At 67.4% G+C, this 14873-nt stretch carries 12 protein-coding genes and 7 tRNA genes; 11 read left to right on the top strand and 8 right to left on the bottom strand.

Annotated features, from left to right (window positions below):
* The first annotated feature begins 93 nt into the window (after positions 1–93).
* Together ABMA10_RS11845 and ABMA10_RS11840 are read left to right on the top strand one after the other, a co-directional pair.
* Positions 94–1326 carry an ammonium transporter gene (locus ABMA10_RS11845; RefSeq protein ID WP_431030575.1) on the top strand — a complete coding sequence of 411 codons (1233 nt, stop codon included), beginning with the start codon at positions 94–96 and terminating at the stop codon, positions 1324–1326.
* 100 nt (positions 1327–1426) lie between these two features.
* Positions 1427–1975, top strand: a complete 549-nt coding sequence (locus ABMA10_RS11840; RefSeq protein WP_431030574.1) for a type II toxin-antitoxin system PemK/MazF family toxin — start codon at positions 1427–1429, stop codon at positions 1973–1975.
* 19 nt (positions 1976–1994) lie between these two features.
* On the opposite strand, the gene ABMA10_RS11835 is transcribed toward ABMA10_RS11840, so the two are convergent.
* Positions 1995–2336 carry a hypothetical protein gene (locus ABMA10_RS11835; protein ID WP_347868836.1) on the bottom strand — a complete coding sequence of 114 codons (342 nt, stop codon included), beginning with the start codon at positions 2334–2336 and terminating at the stop codon, positions 1995–1997.
* A gap of 218 nt (positions 2337–2554) precedes the next feature.
* Between ABMA10_RS11835 and ABMA10_RS11830 the strand changes: the two genes are divergently transcribed.
* The gene (locus ABMA10_RS11830; RefSeq protein ID WP_347868835.1) at positions 2555–3322 is read left to right on the top strand and encodes a phosphotransferase; all 768 of its coding nucleotides are present in this window, start codon (positions 2555–2557) and stop codon (positions 3320–3322) included.
* A 127-nt stretch (positions 3323–3449) separates the two neighbouring features.
* Here ABMA10_RS11830 and ABMA10_RS11825 read toward each other — a convergent pair whose 3' ends face one another.
* The 6 genes from ABMA10_RS11825 to ABMA10_RS11800 all read right to left on the bottom strand — a co-directional run bounded on the left by ABMA10_RS11825 (position 3450) and on the right by ABMA10_RS11800 (position 10340).
* A complete protein-coding gene (locus ABMA10_RS11825) occupies positions 3450–4004 on the bottom strand; it encodes a GNAT family N-acetyltransferase (RefSeq protein WP_347868834.1) in 555 nt (184 codons plus the stop codon).
* On the bottom strand, positions 4001–4444 hold the full coding sequence (locus ABMA10_RS11820) for an META domain-containing protein (protein WP_347868833.1): 444 nt from the start codon (positions 4442–4444) through the stop codon (positions 4001–4003). The genes ABMA10_RS11825 and ABMA10_RS11820 overlap by 4 nt, the downstream gene beginning before the upstream one ends.
* A 43-nt stretch (positions 4445–4487) precedes the next feature.
* Positions 4488–7895, bottom strand: a complete 3408-nt coding sequence (locus ABMA10_RS11815; protein ID WP_347868832.1) for an ATP-binding protein — start codon at positions 7893–7895, stop codon at positions 4488–4490.
* The gene (locus ABMA10_RS11810) at positions 7892–8662 is read right to left on the bottom strand and encodes a DUF4194 domain-containing protein (protein ID WP_347868831.1); all 771 of its coding nucleotides are present in this window, start codon (positions 8660–8662) and stop codon (positions 7892–7894) included. Before ABMA10_RS11810 ends, ABMA10_RS11815 begins: the two co-directional genes overlap by 4 nt.
* Position 8663: 1 nt before the next feature.
* A complete protein-coding gene (locus ABMA10_RS11805) occupies positions 8664–10208 on the bottom strand; it encodes a DUF3375 family protein (RefSeq protein ID WP_347868830.1) in 1545 nt (514 codons plus the stop codon).
* Positions 10209–10267: 59 nt separating this feature from the next.
* Positions 10268–10340, bottom strand: a tRNA-Val gene (locus tag ABMA10_RS11800).
* A 171-nt stretch (positions 10341–10511) separates the two neighbouring features.
* On the opposite strand from ABMA10_RS11800, the gene ABMA10_RS11795 reads away from it, so the two are divergent.
* The 6 genes from ABMA10_RS11795 to ABMA10_RS11770 all read left to right on the top strand — a co-directional run bounded on the left by ABMA10_RS11795 (position 10512) and on the right by ABMA10_RS11770 (position 11408).
* Positions 10512–10583, top strand: a tRNA-Gly gene (locus ABMA10_RS11795).
* A 58-nt stretch (positions 10584–10641) separates the two neighbouring features.
* Positions 10642–10715: transfer RNA gene (locus ABMA10_RS11790), tRNA-Cys, on the top strand.
* A gap of 68 nt (positions 10716–10783) precedes the next feature.
* Positions 10784–10855, top strand: a tRNA-Val gene (locus ABMA10_RS11785).
* A gap of 242 nt (positions 10856–11097) precedes the next feature.
* Positions 11098–11169: transfer RNA gene (locus ABMA10_RS11780), tRNA-Gly, on the top strand.
* A 59-nt stretch (positions 11170–11228) separates the two neighbouring features.
* Positions 11229–11299, top strand: a tRNA-Cys gene (locus ABMA10_RS11775).
* Positions 11300–11333: 34 nt separating this feature from the next.
* Positions 11334–11408, top strand: a tRNA-Val gene (locus ABMA10_RS11770).
* Between the two features lie 57 nt (positions 11409–11465).
* On the opposite strand, the gene ABMA10_RS11765 is transcribed toward ABMA10_RS11770, so the two are convergent.
* Positions 11466–12149 (bottom strand): lysoplasmalogenase, encoded by a 684-nt coding sequence (locus ABMA10_RS11765; protein ID WP_347868829.1) that lies wholly within the window; start codon positions 12147–12149, stop codon positions 11466–11468.
* 146 nt (positions 12150–12295) lie between these two features.
* On the opposite strand from ABMA10_RS11765, the gene thrS reads away from it, so the two are divergent.
* Both thrS and ABMA10_RS11755 read left to right on the top strand, forming a co-directional pair.
* Entirely contained in the window at positions 12296–14263 is a 1968-nt protein-coding gene (thrS, locus tag ABMA10_RS11760) for a threonine--tRNA ligase (RefSeq protein WP_414693671.1), read from the top strand.
* A complete protein-coding gene (locus ABMA10_RS11755) occupies positions 14260–14817 on the top strand; it encodes an HIT family protein (RefSeq protein ID WP_431030573.1) in 558 nt (185 codons plus the stop codon). The genes thrS and ABMA10_RS11755 overlap by 4 nt, the downstream gene beginning before the upstream one ends.
* Positions 14818–14873: the final 56 nt, after the last annotated feature.

The following is a 14873-nucleotide window of genomic DNA, read 5'->3' as shown; positions in this document are numbered from 1 at the left end:
GGTCGCTGTACCGAGTCGGACCGCGAGCCCTAGCCGCAGCAGTCCTCACCATCTCGGGCATCCTTCAAGATCACGATGTGTGAGGAAAACCCAATGGACACAGGCAGTATTGCTTGGGGAATCACAGCCACCGCTCTGGTGCTGTTCATGACCCCCGGCGTCGCATTCTTCTACGGCGGTCTCGTCAAGGCCAAGAGCGTCGTCAGCATGATGATGATGATGAGCTTCGGAGCACTCGGCCTCATCAGCGTGTTGTGGATCCTCTACGGCTACAACATGTCGGCTGTGGGCGGTCCGATGGAGTTCGCGGGCAACCCGTTCTCGGACTTCGGGATGACCTCGCTCGCCAGCGGTGAAGCGTCCAACACCGACCTCCTCAGTGCGACCTACGGTGCCACCTTCGCGATCATCACCATCGCGCTGATCTCCGGTGCGATCGCGGACCGCGCGAAGTTCGGTTCGTGGATGATCTTCGCGGGTCTCTTCGCGACGATCGCCTACTTCCCGATCGCCGCCTGGGTCTGGGGCGGCGGCTGGATCATGAACCTCGGCACCACACTCTTCGGTGAGGAGGCCGGGCTCGGCGTCATCGACTACGCCGGTGGTACCGCGGTCCACATCAACGCCGGTGCAGCGGCTCTCGCACTGGCTCTCGTGCTCGGGAAGCGCATCGGCTTCCAGAAGGGCATCACCAAGCCGCACAACGTCCTCCTCACACTCCTCGGTGCTGCGATCCTGTGGTTCGGCTGGTTCGGCTTCAACGCCGGTGCTGAGTGGCTCAACGGGCTCGCGAACGTCGGCCTCATCGTCGTCAACACCCTGGGCGCGACCGCTGCAGCCATCATCGGTTGGATCGTCGTCGAGAAGTTCAAGGACGGCAAGGCGACCTCCGTCGGCGCAGCCTCCGGAGCCGTCGCAGGTCTCGTCGCCATCACCCCGGCCTGCGCCAACCTGACGCCCGGTTGGGCACTGCTCCTCGGTATCGTCGCGGGTGCCGTCTGCGCCATCGCGGTGGAGTTGAAGTTCAAGCTCGGTTTCGACGACTCGCTCGACGTCGTGGGCATCCACCTGGTCGGTGGCCTCATCGGCACGCTGTACCTCGGCCTCTTCGCAACCGAGACCGGCCTGTTCGTCGGTGGCGGTATCGAGCAACTCGCACTCCAGGCCATCGCGGCCTTCGCGGTCCTGATCTACTCGTTCCTCGTCGCCTTCGTCATCGGCTTCGCGATCGAGAAGACGATCGGGTTCCGCATCAAGAACGAGGACGAGCTCGCCGGCGTCGACACCTCTGTTCACGGTGAGGAGGGTTACGCGTTGGTCGACTGACCACGGGTACCGTCGCGAATCACCGAACGGGCGTCGTCCACCAGGACGGCGCCCGTTCGTCGCGCGCGGGGGACCGCGGCGCGGGCGATAGGGTGACGATGTGGCCACTCTTCGTTCCCTCCTGCGTCGCGTCGCGAACGCCCTCCTGCGTCCCTCCACGGCGACAGGGCAGCAGTCGAGCCGACCGCCCGTACCGAGCGAGATCTCGACCGTCGTCGGCGCTGCCTCGCCTGGTCGTTCGGGGCCGACCGCCACCACAGAGGTGGATCCCCATCGGGTCGGAGGCGTCTCGCTGAGCTACAACCCCGTGGTCGACGGTGATCCGGATCCAGGAGAGATCGTCTGGACGTGGGTACCGTACGAGGAGCGTGACGGCCGAGGCAAGGACCGCCCGGTGCTCGTGGTCGCTCGCACCACCGACCAGCACGTGCTCGCCGTGCAGTTGACCAGCAAGGACCACTCACACGAGGGCGACTTCGTCCCGCTGGGTGCTGGCCCGTGGGACAGCGCCGGACGGCCGAGCTGGGCGAACCTGGACCGGGTGTTCCGGGTCCACCCTGCGGGGATGCGGCGTGAGGCTGCGCAACTGCCGAAGGACCGCTTCGTCGTTGTCGCGGCAGCGCTGCGCTCTCGCTACGGCTGGCGCTGAGCTCCGCGGCGCGACGGTGTCACCCGTACCGGTTGCTCCGCCGCGGTGAAGCGTCCCACGGTGTCTGGCCCCGCTCCCACGCATCCGGCGCTGGCGCCGATGACGTTTGATCGGCCGCCGCCGACGGGGCAGCGCCGCTGGCGCGCGGAACGGCGCGCTCAGCCTCGGCCAGTGTCGGGTATCGACCGATGAGTCGTCGATCCTCCGAGCGGGGAGCCCATGTCACGCAGCGGAAGTAGCCTGGTGCGCCGCTCGGTGCGAAGTACTTCACGACTCCCGCCGGGCGGTCGGCCGCCTCGCGCATGACGATCCACTCCGCATCGGCGATGCGGATCGGCGGGGAGACGGTCCGACCAGGCATGTATCGAACATATGTTCGAACAGGTAGAGAGTCAAGTCAGCGTAGGCGGCGTGTCGCATGACAGTGGTGACGAACACCGAACCTTCAGGATGTCCTGACACACCACCGACGTCTTGATGCAGAGTCGTGACCCATGAGCTGAGACATGACACCAGTCAGGGCGTGGCGTCCAGGGGCAGCAGCGCGAAGGCTCAGGTCGCGATTGTTACGCTCAGACGATGATCGACGACGAGGTTCCCCTGCACGGAGGCAACGCTTCCGGCGACGACGTCGTGCGCGTGGGCGGCACCGTGCGAAAACCATGGTTGCGTTCGACAGCGTCGGTGGCACGGTACATGAGCTGGCTTCGCGGCGCGGGCGTCGAGGTCCCCGACTGGAGCGGTCCCGATAGCCGTGGGCGTCAAGTACTCGAATACGTGCCAGGCACGCTTGCCATGGAGCTTGGTCCGCTCTCCGACGGTGAGCTGCAACGGGTTGGCGCACTCGTCCGAGACATTCACGATGCCAGTCGTCCGTACCAGGACGGCGATGCGACCTGGGACGTCCTGATCCCTCCACCCGACACCGCCGACCTCGTGTGTCACAACGACCTCGCGCCGTGGAATCTCATCGTCGGTGAGGGACGACTGGTCTTCATCGACTGGGACGCAGCCGGTCCAAGCACTCGGCTCTGGGACCTCGCCTATGCGGCACAGTCATTCGCGGTTCTGGACGAAGCGCACACGGTGTCGAGCGCAGCACGTCGACTGCGTGCGTTCGTCGACGGGTACGCTGCGAGCGCTGAGCTTCGGGCTGCATTGCCGGATGCGATGGTCCAGCGGACTCAGACGATGTACACGCTGCTTCGTGATTCGCACGCTAGCGGACGCGAACCCTGGGCGACGATGTTCCTCGAAGGACATGGAGATTTCTGGTCATCGACTGCGCGATACGTCGAGCGCAACCTCGAAGCATGGCGCACCGCTCTCGCCGGCGACAGTCCCTGAGAGCCTCTGACGTTGCAAGACCCTGACATCCTTCGAAGGTCGTGTACTGCTCGTCGCCGCCGAAGTTCTGCGCGTTCGTGGAGCCGAGGAAGCTCACAGGGCGATCGCTGCGACATCGGGACTGTCGTCAGCGAGCTCGTCGGTAGACCAGCAGTTCGACACCGGACTCCTCGACCTCAGGCTTCGGGTCCAGCTCGAAACCGAGCCGATCGAGCAACCGTGATGAAGCATCGTTGCCCGTCTCGACGCGAGCGACGATGGTCTGCAGTCCGAACGTCGTGAACCCCAGCTGCAGGATTGATCGCACGGCTTCACTCGCGAACCCGCGGCCCTGAGCCGCCGTCGCGAACGCGTAGCCGACCTCGCCGATACGCTCCGCGTCGTTCGTCCGCTTGAGCAGCACCTCACCGATCACGCGGCCAGTGGCCAGATCCTCGACGGCCAACACCAACCAATCGCCCTCGGTGGCGGCGACGGCCCGCGTCAGCTTGAGTTCGAGCGCTTCCGCCGTCTGCTCACGCGTGCGCACCGGCCCCGGAATGAACCTCGTCACCGCCGGATCACTGTGGAACACGACGAGATCGTCGAGATCCTCGCGCCGGTGCGCGCGGAGCAGGAGTCGTTCGGTCCGGACCGGGAGCCGCGGCAGCCAGGCGCCGGCAGTCTCGACCGAGCCGCTCACTCCGAGCGCTCGAGGGTGCCGATCTGCGTCCCGGTCTCATCGAGGACCACGAGCGTGGACTCCGTCCAGGTGCCGGAGGCGCCGTTCGACAACCAGGTGTCTACCCCCTCGCACGCCATGCGGGTGGACGCGAGCGGCGCGAAGTCGACCGTGTCGCCGTCCGCGGTCCAGGAAGCCACCAGGCGGTTGCAGCCGTCCGAACCGCTGACGGAACCGTCCTCCGCGAAGGTGAGCGACGGCTCCTGCTGCGCGTCCGCGTCTCCCCACACACCGACGATGCCGACAGCGTCGGACGCACCGGCGTCGGGTGTCGTCGATGCCGACGGGTCGCCGGCAGAGGAGCTTCCGGAACAGCCTGCGAGCACGAGCGTCAGGATCCCGGCACCGATGGTGCCGAGGACCGCGATACGCGCTGGTCCGGACCGTGTGACTGCGAACATGCTGACCCCCTCCGGCGACCACTCGGTCGCAGCTCGATCGATGCTAGCGCGTCGGCTCGGGAACCGGCTCGGACGTGATCGCCTGATCGACGTCTGCCGCGCGGGATATCTCAGCGACCCATGCGTGGCGGGTCTGGGGATCCTTCCGGATGGACAGGAGACGATCCATGTACGGCTCGAGCGCGGTCACCTTGTCGAGAGGAGCGCCGATCACGAGCTGGAAGCCGAGCCTCAACCAGGCGACGACCGCACGCCCGGCGAACTCGGAGTCCGCCTTGATGAAGCCCTCGTCGAGCAGCACCGGCGCGAACCGTGGGCGTGGCCGGTCCTCGTCGCCCAGCTGGTACCGGAGCGCCGCCCCGACGATGAACGCGACGAGTTCCTGCGTCTCGCCGCCGCTCTTGTCGCCCAGCGAGGAGTACACGCTCACGTCGCGGCCGTCAGTGTCGTATCGGACCGCGGTGATCTCGACGTGGCGCCGCACGTCGAGCAGCTGATCTCGGGCGGACGGTGCTGAGGAACTTCCACCGGCGTCGCGGATCGAGTCCATGAACCGGCGGAGGCGCTGGAACCTCGCCTCGAGTGCCGCGTCGTCGAGGTCTGTCGACGTCTCGCCCGACAGTGAGCGCAGTTCGCGGCGGAATGCGGACAGTTCCTCACGGTTGCCGCGTCGGAGCACGATCTTCAGGCGGTCGTGGTCCGGCCCGAACGGCAGGTCGCGCAGGATGTCGTTGACCGGGACGAGGCGATCCTCGATCTCCTCCACCGCGCTCTCGAAGGCACTGCCGAGCGGCACGAGATCCTCACCGCTCCACTGCGACAGACGCCGTCGCCACTCCTGTCGGCGTTCCGGGAGGCCGGTACCGATGATGCCGTCCAGGATGGCGCGGTAATCGGCATACGATTCGAGCGTCGTACCGAGGTTCGGATCGTGCCAGACCGCCTGGTAGCTCTCGAACACGTGCACCTGGGCGAGCGAGGCCTGCTCGGCCTGGCGCAGCGCCGCCGCGAGTTCCTCGCCGAGGCGCACGCGCAGGCGCTTGACGGCATCGGTGAACCCGCCGAGCGAGGATGCGCCACCGACAGCGGCCAACGACGCCTCGATCCGCTCGACGTCGGCCGGCAGCGCCTCTTCGGCACCGGATCGCTCGAAGCGGTCGATCACGGTCGTCGCGGCGTCCTGCTCGTCCACGAGCGTCCCGTGCTCGTCGTCGAGACGTCGGACGCGGTCCTCTGCAGGGAACCGCTCGGCGTTCGCCGCGTCGAGCTCACGCTGTGCAGCCGCGACCGAGCCCTGCAGCTCCTGGAGGACGTCGTTCGAATCGAGGAGCCGGGTGAGCTCGGCCGCCGCTGCGTCGCGATGTCTGCGGGCTCCGACAGCGTCGATCTTCGACCATTCGGTGTCCAGCCGGAACCGGTGCGCGAGCCGCTGGGTCTCCAACCTGGTCATCCGGTCCTGGACGGCCGCCTGTCTACCGGCGATGAGTTCGAGGCGGCCGCGGAGCTCGGCCTGCTCGGCCTCGATCGACGCGATCCGTGCGTCGTTGGTGAAGCCGAGGATCGGAGCGCCTCCGGGGTCGCCGTGAGATCCGCGGCGCCCGTCGCGCAACTGCCCGCTGGACGTGACCCGGCGGCCGGGGCCCGCGAGGTCGACGGGGGACTCGACGCATCGCGCGTCGATGCGGTCGGAGGTGACGCGCTCCTCGACCCAGTTGCTGAAGGGGGAGGCCTTGTAGGCGACCTTCCCCGAGACGAACGCCGGGTCGCCGGAGGCCGGGGCGCTCGGTGCGCCGACGGGAACACCCTCGAACTGGATGCGCACGGGGATGCGCACGGTGTCGATCGCGCGCCCGAAGGCATCGAGGTGCTCCTCGTCGACCAGGAGCGTCCGCGCGAGGCCGTGGAGCGCGATCTCGACCGCCGGACGCCAGGCGGCGTGCGCCTGCGGCACGTCGATCAGCTCGGCGACGAACGGCAGCTGCTCAGGCTCGATACCGGCCGCCTCCGCAAGGGCGACACGCGCACGGTGGAGCCGATCTGGGACCGCGCCGTCCCGCCCTCGGAGCGATTGGAGTTCGAGCCGCAGTTCGGTGTTGCGCTCCTCGAGCGGGTACGCCTCTCGATGGAGCTCCGAGCGGTCTCCCTCGATGACCTCGAGCGCACCCTCGTAACGCTCCAGGAAGTCCTCGCTGGCGCTCCGAGCAGCGATGAAGGAGGCTTCGTCCTCGATCGGTTCGTCCAATACCCCGGTTCGCTCATCGAACAGTGCGCGGGCGCGCTCCGCCTCGAGCTGCGCCGACTCTGCGGCTTCGCGGCGCTCCTCGGCACGTCGGAGGGCGCTGCCGCCCTGCTCGGAGACCTGACGCTCGAGTTCACGCAGACGGACGCCCGCAGCGGTCGCCCGCGCTCGAGCGGCCTCGAGCGTCGCGCCGGCTTCGAGCTTGTCTCGACGGTTGCGGGAGACGGCGTCGTCGAGGAGCGCCTCGTGGGCGCGGCTCCGCCACACGTTGAACGGCGTGGGGCCGTCGTCGGTGAACCCGAGTCGATCGAGCTCCGCTGCAGCCAGGTGTCCTCGTTCGTAGTCGTCCCGCAGCTCGCCGAGTCGCTCGAGCACCCGAGCCTTCCGGCTCTCCGTCTCCATCGCGAGGTAGGCCTCGTCGAGTGCCTCGAAATGCGCGAGGGCGCGATCCGCCGCGTCGTAGGTGGTCGGACGCTCGAGGACCATCGACTTGTAGAGCCCGTCGACCGTCGGCAGGTTCTGGCCCGCCTGGATCCGGGCGAGCAGGCGCATCGCCCGGCCACCGTCACCGCCGGCGCCGATGCCGAGTCGGGTGTGCAACGTGTATGACAGCTCGGCGTAGGTGTCCCTGACGACGAAGCCGGGGATCCGCCCCTGCAGCTCTCCGGCGTCGAAGCGTTTGGGGACGAACTCCTCGAGCCGCTTCAGGTCGAACGGGCCGTCGACCGTGGCCATCGTCATCGAGAGGTCTCCGGTCCGGACCGCGCGACGTGGCACGAGATACGCGCGCACGACCGTGAAGCGTCGGTCGTCGTCGTTGAGGAAGGTGACGGCGACGGCGCCCCACGTCAGCTGGTCGGAGCCGCGCAGGTTGATGTCGCGCATCGCACCGGTCTGCGGGTCTCGGGTCGAGTCGACCTTGCCGCGCAGGTATGTCAGCAGGTTGCGCTGGTCGGGATTCCGTGCTCGACCGACGGTCGCGTCGTTCGATGCCCCGTTGAACGGGACGTCCGAGGGCATCATCACCGCGAGGTACGCGTCCATGAGCGAGCTCTTCCCGGTGCCCGATGCTCCGGAGATCAGGGTCGCTCGGGAAGCGAAGTCGACCGATCGGTACCCGTCGAACCCACCCCAGTTGATGAGCTGCATGCGCTCGACGCGCCACTGCTCCACGAGGTCGATGAGCGTGTCGGTGTCAGGCGTGCGGCTCATCGGTCATCCTCTGCAGCTAGTGATTCAGGTGAGCCGTCGTCATCCGGAGCGTCCGCTCGCTCAGGCGTCTCAGACGTCTGGGTCTCGAGCCACTCGAGGAGCTCCTGCAGGCGTTCGAGCGGGAGCAGGGTCTCGACGACCGAGGCGATCCGGTGGCGTCGGAGGTCTTTCGTGCGGAGGAGGACCCGTGCAGTCAGCAGCTTCTCGATCGCGCGCTCGACGCGGCCGTCGTCGCGAGCCCGGTCGTTCGCGTGTTCTGGGCGGAAACTGGCCACGAACCCCAGCAGCTCGTCATGCTCGACGATGGCTGCGCGAGCGCCGTTCGCCTGCTCGGTGCGCAGACGCGTGCGCAGATAGACCAGCAGGATCGTCTCCTCGCGACTGTAGGCCGTGTCGTGAAGCAACGTCGGGAAGGGGCGTCGGCCGCTCTCCGACGTCGCCTGGCGTTTGAATGCGACCTCTGCCGAACGGTCCACCTGCAACTCGAGGAAGAGCTCGTTGAGTCGCGAGCGGAGCAGCGATTCGGTCTCGAGGATCGTGTGCCACTCTGCCGGATGCAGCGCAGGACTCACGTAGCGGTGTTTGAGGAGCGCGACGAGTGCCCGTCGCTGCGCGGCGTCGAGTCGCCCTTCATCGCCCTCGAACAGTGCGAACGAGCCGTCGGCGTCATCGGGCTGCACGATGACGGTGGGGTCGTCGGTGACGTCCGCCTGGCCGGGGTCGATCGACTCCTCGTCGCGGGTGTCCACGTGCTGTTCGGTGGTCATGTCACTCCGTTCGGGGCGCGGCGCGGTCTGCAAGATGTCCGGCGGTCGGGCCGGTCTCGGCCAGCCCCGCGACGGCGAGGTCATCGAGGGGGAAGGCGGGAAGCTCGAACACACTCGTGCTTCCGTCCGGCCGCACCGTCTCGTAGCGCCGCCGCAGCGCATCCTCGTCGTAGGCACCGAGTTGCGTCATGAGGTGGACGAGTCCGAAGAGCTCGACGGGGCGGCGGAGCTCGTCGTCGAGCTCGGAGAACGCCGCATGCGCGTCCGCCGCACCCGACGTCGCGCCGGCGAGCAGGCCGGCACGCAACTCGTCGAGCAGCGGGCCGCCCTGGGACCGCAGCGAGTCGAGGGAGAGCGGGGCGGTGGAGGGCTGCGCGGTCGTCGCCTCGATGCGTGGGGGAGCGGCGTCGACGTCGGGGTCGTGGAACCGCTCGCGCAGGTGGTCGATCTCGATCGGTTCAGGCAACAGTGCGACGTCGACCGTCGCTCGCGGGCCGGCCGTGCGCATCCAGATGCCCAGGCGCTGGTTGAGTGCGCGAAGGGTGGTGTCGAGTTCCCGGTCCTGGACGACGTCATGGTGCACGATGTGGTCACGCAAGGTCGAGGTGAGGCGCCGACGCTGCGCGAGGACGTCCTCGATTCCTTGACGGATGATCCCCACCGCGCCGCGGAAGCCGCGCAGTTCGTTCGGGCCGAGGCGCGAGGAGAACGGGTGGTCGAGGATTGTCGACAGGTCGCGCTTCAGATCCTGCAGCAGCTCGTCGTTCCTGAGCAGCTCGAACGCTCCCTCGAACGCGCGGCCCTCCGCCGTCGCCGTCATCAACTCGTCGGTGCGCCGCAGGTAGTCGTCGAGGATCTCGCCGATCGGCCTCGTATCGTTCCGGAAGTCCTCGACGATGCGGCGGTGCATCGCGATCACCGACTCCTCGACGCGGCGGAAGTCACTCGGGAGTTGGCGGATGAGATCGGCGATGTTCGCATAGCCGTCGTGCATGCGGTCGTCGGAGGCCGGGGCGACGAGGCCGCCGCCGGCGACGCGGTCGCGCTCGGCCTGCAGCTCGGCGAGCTGGGCGTCGATGCGGCGCAGGTGCTCGTCGCGATCAGGGTCCGCCTGGAGTGCCCAGCGGCGGACGGAGTCGAGGATCATCGTCAGCCGTGACTCACTGATCAGCGCCCGGTCGTGCGCGAGTCCGTCGACGAGCGATACCGCTTCGAGCGCGTGGGAGGTGAGCGAGTACTGCTCCTCGCCGTCGTCGGTGCTCGTCCGGACGAGCCACTGGTCGTGGACCCACTCCCGGCAGAGTGTACGTCCGCCCCCGCGCTCGTCCCCGCCAGCAGGGATCCGCGCGCCTCGTGCAACGAGCTCGCCGAGGTACTCCTCGACCTGCAGATGGAACCGGTCGGCAGCGACGAACTGCACGTCGCGCCCGAAGGTGGTGCGGAAGATCGCGACGACGGCAGGCGCGGTCGGCCTGCTCAGCAGCCGCAGCGCGGGGCGTTCGAGTGCGTCGCGGACGCGGCCGAACTCGCTCTCGATCTCTCCCACCGCACTCCTCGTCTGGCCCGGACATGGAAAAACCCCCGATCTGACTCGGGGGAGTGGAGTGGGCGATACCGGACTCGAACCGATGACCTCTTCCGTGTGAAGGAAGCGCGCTACCAACTGCGCCAATCGCCCGCAGGGCGTCCGTACCGCCAGGGTTCCGAACAGCCGCGAATCACGATACTAGCCGATGCTGCGGGCAGAGTGCACATCGAGCGGATCGGCCACGCCGCGCGAGCATCGGTTTGAAGATCGGTCGGTTTATCGGCTAGAGTCGTTCGAGCACGCAGCAATGCGGGCACAAATGCGGATGTGGCGCAGTGGTAGCGCATCACCTTGCCAAGGTGAGGGTCGCGAGTTCGAATCTCGTCATCCGCTCGAGTGTCAGTGGTACGGCCTTCGGGTGTCCCGCTCGACGGTGTGTTCCATCACACGTGGTGGCGTGGCCGAGAGGCTAGGCAGCGGCCTGCAAAGCCGTCCACACGGGTTCGAATCCCGTCGCCACCTCCACTCAGTTCCACGAGCAGTCTTGAATCACCAGCAACATCCCGGCGCAGTGTCTGCACAGACGCCGACCCGGGCGATTGGCGCAGCGGTAGCGCGCTTCCCTGACACGGAAGAGGTCACTGGTTCGATCCCAGTATCGCCCACGTTTCCATCACCACCGACAGCCCCGGACGAATCGTCCGGGGCTGTCGTCGTTCCACGGCCTGACACCACAGGGTGCTTCATTCCCTGGCCGGCCTGCAGCGTGACGCGCCCGGGCGGAACTGATTTTCAGGCGGATTTTCCCCGGAACGGCAGGGATTCGAGCTGAGAGTGAACCAGCTGGTGTCAACGTGCGGTCCAAAGATCGGCTAGAGTTTCCAAGCACCCGGAAACGGGGACAAATGCGGATGTGGCGCAGTGGTAGCGCATCACCTTGCCAAGGTGAGGGTCGCGAGTTCGAATCTCGTCATCCGCTCGAGTGTCAGTGGGCCTGCAGGATCAACGGCCCGCTGCACAGTGTGTTCCATCACACGTGGTGGCGTGGCCGAGAGGCTAGGCAGCGGCCTGCAAAGCCGTCCACACGGGTTCGAATCCCGTCGCCACCTCAGAGCTACACTCCATCTGGGCAACAACCCATTTGGGCGATTGGCGCAGCGGTAGCGCGCTTCCCTGACACGGAAGAGGTCACTGGTTCGATCCCAGTATCGCCCACCACGCAGCGAAGGGCCCGAGCGAGATGCTCGGGCCCTTCGTCGTTTCCACGGTCCCGGTCTAGACCGGGACGACGGCAGGTTGTGGACGCCGCAGTAGCTCGGCGATCCCCCAGACGATGAGCCCCTGGCCAGCAGCGTAGGTGATCATGATGACCTCGTCCGCAGCCCAGACCGTCACCGACGGGACGAAACGATCGACGGCGATGAGCGAGTCCGAGATGAGGAACAGCGCGCCACCGAGCGCGATCGTCCGTGTCGTCATGGTCGACGTGGCAGCCATCGCGCCGATGACGATGCCGTAGAGGACGACGGCGGGATACAACGCGCCCATGTCCTGTTGGCTCAGCAGGCCGATGCCGAGCACCAGCCAGACGACGTAGACGAGGGCCCAGGCGGGTGGTCGACGACGCGTGCGCAGGTGTCGCACGAAGAGCACGACGTAGGCCGCCTGAGCCAGCATGAAGAAGAGGATCCCGACACCGAAGGCGAGTTCGCCTGGGACGATGAGCGCGACGTCGCCCAGCCAGCTGCAGAGGATCGCGATGACGGCGATCACCGCCGGCGCGCTCAGGCGCCGGATCGACCATAGGAGCGCCAGCGCGAGGATGAGCATCAGGAATGGCTTCGTGAGCGAGGACAACCATTCCTGGCCGAGCGCGAGCGCCGCGACGTGGACTGCCGCGACAGCCGGGAACACCGCGAAGAGCGCCAGTGCGGCCCTGGACCTGCTCGTCGTCGTCATACCGCCACCCCCGTGCGTCGTGTGCCATCACTCTAGCGACGGCCCCACACGAGCTCCATCGCGGGCGGCCCCCGCGCAGCACCGGCCACCGCCGACGACGGTAGGCTGGCACGGCCAAGGTTTCACCTGAGAAAGAGGGATCATCCGTGAGTGACGGGTTCGCACTGTTCACCGACCGATCCGTGGTCGCCATGCGCGTCAACGGCGAACTGAAGGACCTCGCCGCCACGGTGACGGAGACGGACACCGTCGAACCGGTCCATCTCGATTCGCCAGACGGTCTCAACATCCTGCGCCACTCGGCCGCCCACGTGCTGGCACAGGCCGTCCAGCAGGTCGACCCCCACGCCACGCTTGGCATCGGGCCCCCGGTCACCGACGGCTTCTACTACGACTTCGACGTCGCGGCACCCTTCACGCCCGAAGCACTCAAGGTGCTCCAGAAGACCATGGACCGCATCATCCGCCAGGGCCAGCGCTTCGTGCGCCGCGTCGTCACCGAGGACGAGGCGCGTGCGGAGCTCGCCGGCGAGCCCTACAAGCTCGAACTGATCGGCCTCAAGGGAGGCTCCTCCACCGACGACGAGAACGTCGAGGTCGGCGGTGCTGAACTGACGATCTACGACAACGTCGATCCCAAGACCGGGGAGACGGTCTGGAAGGACCTCTGCCGCGGACCCCACCTGCCGAACACACGGATGATCGGCAACGGCTGGGCGCTCACACGCCTCGCCGCCGCCTACTGGCGGGGGAGCGAGAAGAACCCGCAGCTCCAGCGGATCTACGGCACCGCCTGGGCGACGAAGGACGAGCTGCGCGCCTACCAGACACGCATCGAGGAAGCCGCGAAACGCGACCACCGCAAGCTCGGCGCCGAACTCGACCTCTTCAGTTTCCCCGAGGAGATCGGCTCGGGTCTCGCCGTCTTCCACCCCAAGGGTGGCATCATCCGGAACGAGATCGAGAACTTCATGCGCGAGCGGCTGCTCGCCTCCGGGTACGAGCTCGTGAACACTCCGCACATCACCAAGGGGCACCTGTTCGAGGTCAGTCAGCACCTCGCCTGGTACAAGGACGGCATGTTCCCCGCGATGCACCTCGACCAGGAGGTCGACGCGGACGGACACGTCACGCGGCAGGGGCAGGACTACTACCTGAAGCCGATGAACTGCCCGATGCACAACCTGATCTACCGGGCTCGCGGTCGCAGCTACCGGGAGCTCCCGTTGCGCCTCGCGGAGTTCGGCACCGTGTACCGCTACGAGAAGAGCGGAACACTCTCCGGCCTCACGCGCGTGCGCGGGCTGACCCAGGACGACGCGCACATCTACGTGACGGACGAGCAGGTCAAGGACGAGGTCGGACGCCAGTTGCAGTTCGTGCTCGAGACCCTGCGCGGCTACGGGCTCGACGACTTTTACCTCGAGCTGTCGACGAAAGACCCGGACAAGTACGTCGGCACGGACGAGGTCTGGGACGAAGCGACCGAGACGCTGCGGCAGGTCGCGATCGAATCCGGCCTCGAGCTCGTGCTCGACCCTGCCGGCGCCGCGTTCTACGGCCCGAAGATCTCCGTCCAGGCCCGCGATGCGATCGGCCGCACCTGGCAGCTGTCGACGGTGCAACTCGACTTCAACCTGCCCGAACTCTTCGAGCTCGAGTACACGGCGGCCGACGGCACCCGCAAGCGTCCCGCGATGATCCACCGCGCCCTGCTCGGCTCGATCGAGCGCTTCTTCGCGATCCTGCTCGAGCACTACGCGGGAGCGTTCCCGGTCTGGCTCGCGCCGGTCCAGGTCGTCGGCATCCCGGTGTCGGAGCAGTACGAGGAGTTCCTCGGCGGAGTCGTCTCGGAGCTGCGGTCGTCCGGTGTCCGCGCAGAGCTCGACGCGTCGGACGACCGGATGCAGAAGAAGATCCGCAACCACACGAAGGCCAAGGTCCCCGTGCAGCTGATCGTCGGCGAAGAGGACCAGGCGAACGGCGCGGTCAGCTTCCGTTTCCGCGACGGCACCCAGGAGAACGGTGTGGCCGTCGCAGACGCGGTGCGCCGGATCCGGGCGGCCATCGCCGCCAAGGTGCAGGTGAACACCGCGACGGACCTGCCCGCATGACGTCGCCGTCCGAGCAAGCACCCGAGTCGATCGAGGCGTCCCACCTGGTGGGTGTCCCGGACGCTTTCCAGCGCCTGTGGACACCGCACCGGATGGTCTACATCAAGCAAGGCCAGCCGGCAGACGACGGGTGCCCGTTCTGTATCGCTCCCACGCTGGACGACGAGCAGGCGCTCATCGTGCACCGCGGTGAGCACGCCTTCGTGCTGCTCAACCTCTTCCCGTACAACTCCGGACACCTGCTCGTCTGCCCGTACCGTCACGTTGCCATGTACGACGACGCGACCCCTGAGGAGGTCGCCGAGATCGGCAGTCTCACGCAGACCGCCATGCGGGTGGTCCGGGAGGTGTCTCGGAACGACGGCTTCAACCTCGGGATGAATCAGGGTGCCGTGGCCGGTGCCGGCATCGCGGCACACCTCCATCAGCACGTCGTGCCGCGCTGGGCGACCGACGCCAACTTCTTCCCGATCATCGCGCAGACGAAGGCACTCCCGCAGCTCCTCGGCGATGTCCGTCGGTCGATCGCGGACGCCTGGCCCGCCTCGTCCTGACGGTGCCGTGCGCTCCGTCCACAAGTCCAATTCCTGGGCTGTGGACGGAGCAGCGC

It is taken from the genome of Plantibacter sp. RU18, from assembly GCF_050613355.1.
GTDB lineage: Bacteria > Actinomycetota > Actinomycetes > Actinomycetales > Microbacteriaceae > Plantibacter.
The sequence above is the reverse complement of the archived record's forward strand: the minus strand, read 5'-3'. Positions and strand labels throughout refer to the sequence as shown.

What these genes read in the sequence shown, in the direction of transcription:
- ABMA10_RS11845 (WP_431030575.1), top strand. Translation starts at nt 94, where the DNA reads ATGGACACAGGCAGTATTGCTTGGGGAATCACAGCCACCGCTCTGGTG.
- ABMA10_RS11835 (WP_347868836.1), bottom strand. Translation starts at nt 2,336, where the DNA reads ATGCCTGGTCGGACCGTCTCCCCGCCGATCCGCATCGCCGATGCGGAG.
- ABMA10_RS11830 (WP_347868835.1), top strand. Translation starts at nt 2,555, where the DNA reads ATGATCGACGACGAGGTTCCCCTGCACGGAGGCAACGCTTCCGGCGAC.
- ABMA10_RS11820 (WP_347868833.1), bottom strand. Translation starts at nt 4,444, where the DNA reads ATGTTCGCAGTCACACGGTCCGGACCAGCGCGTATCGCGGTCCTCGGC.
- ABMA10_RS11815 (WP_347868832.1), bottom strand. Translation starts at nt 7,895, where the DNA reads ATGAGCCGCACGCCTGACACCGACACGCTCATCGACCTCGTGGAGCAG.
- ABMA10_RS11810 (WP_347868831.1), bottom strand. Translation starts at nt 8,662, where the DNA reads ATGACCACCGAACAGCACGTGGACACCCGCGACGAGGAGTCGATCGAC.
- ABMA10_RS11765 (WP_347868829.1), bottom strand. Translation starts at nt 12,149, where the DNA reads ATGACGACGACGAGCAGGTCCAGGGCCGCACTGGCGCTCTTCGCGGTG.
- ABMA10_RS11755 (WP_431030573.1), top strand. Translation starts at nt 14,260, where the DNA reads ATGACGTCGCCGTCCGAGCAAGCACCCGAGTCGATCGAGGCGTCCCAC.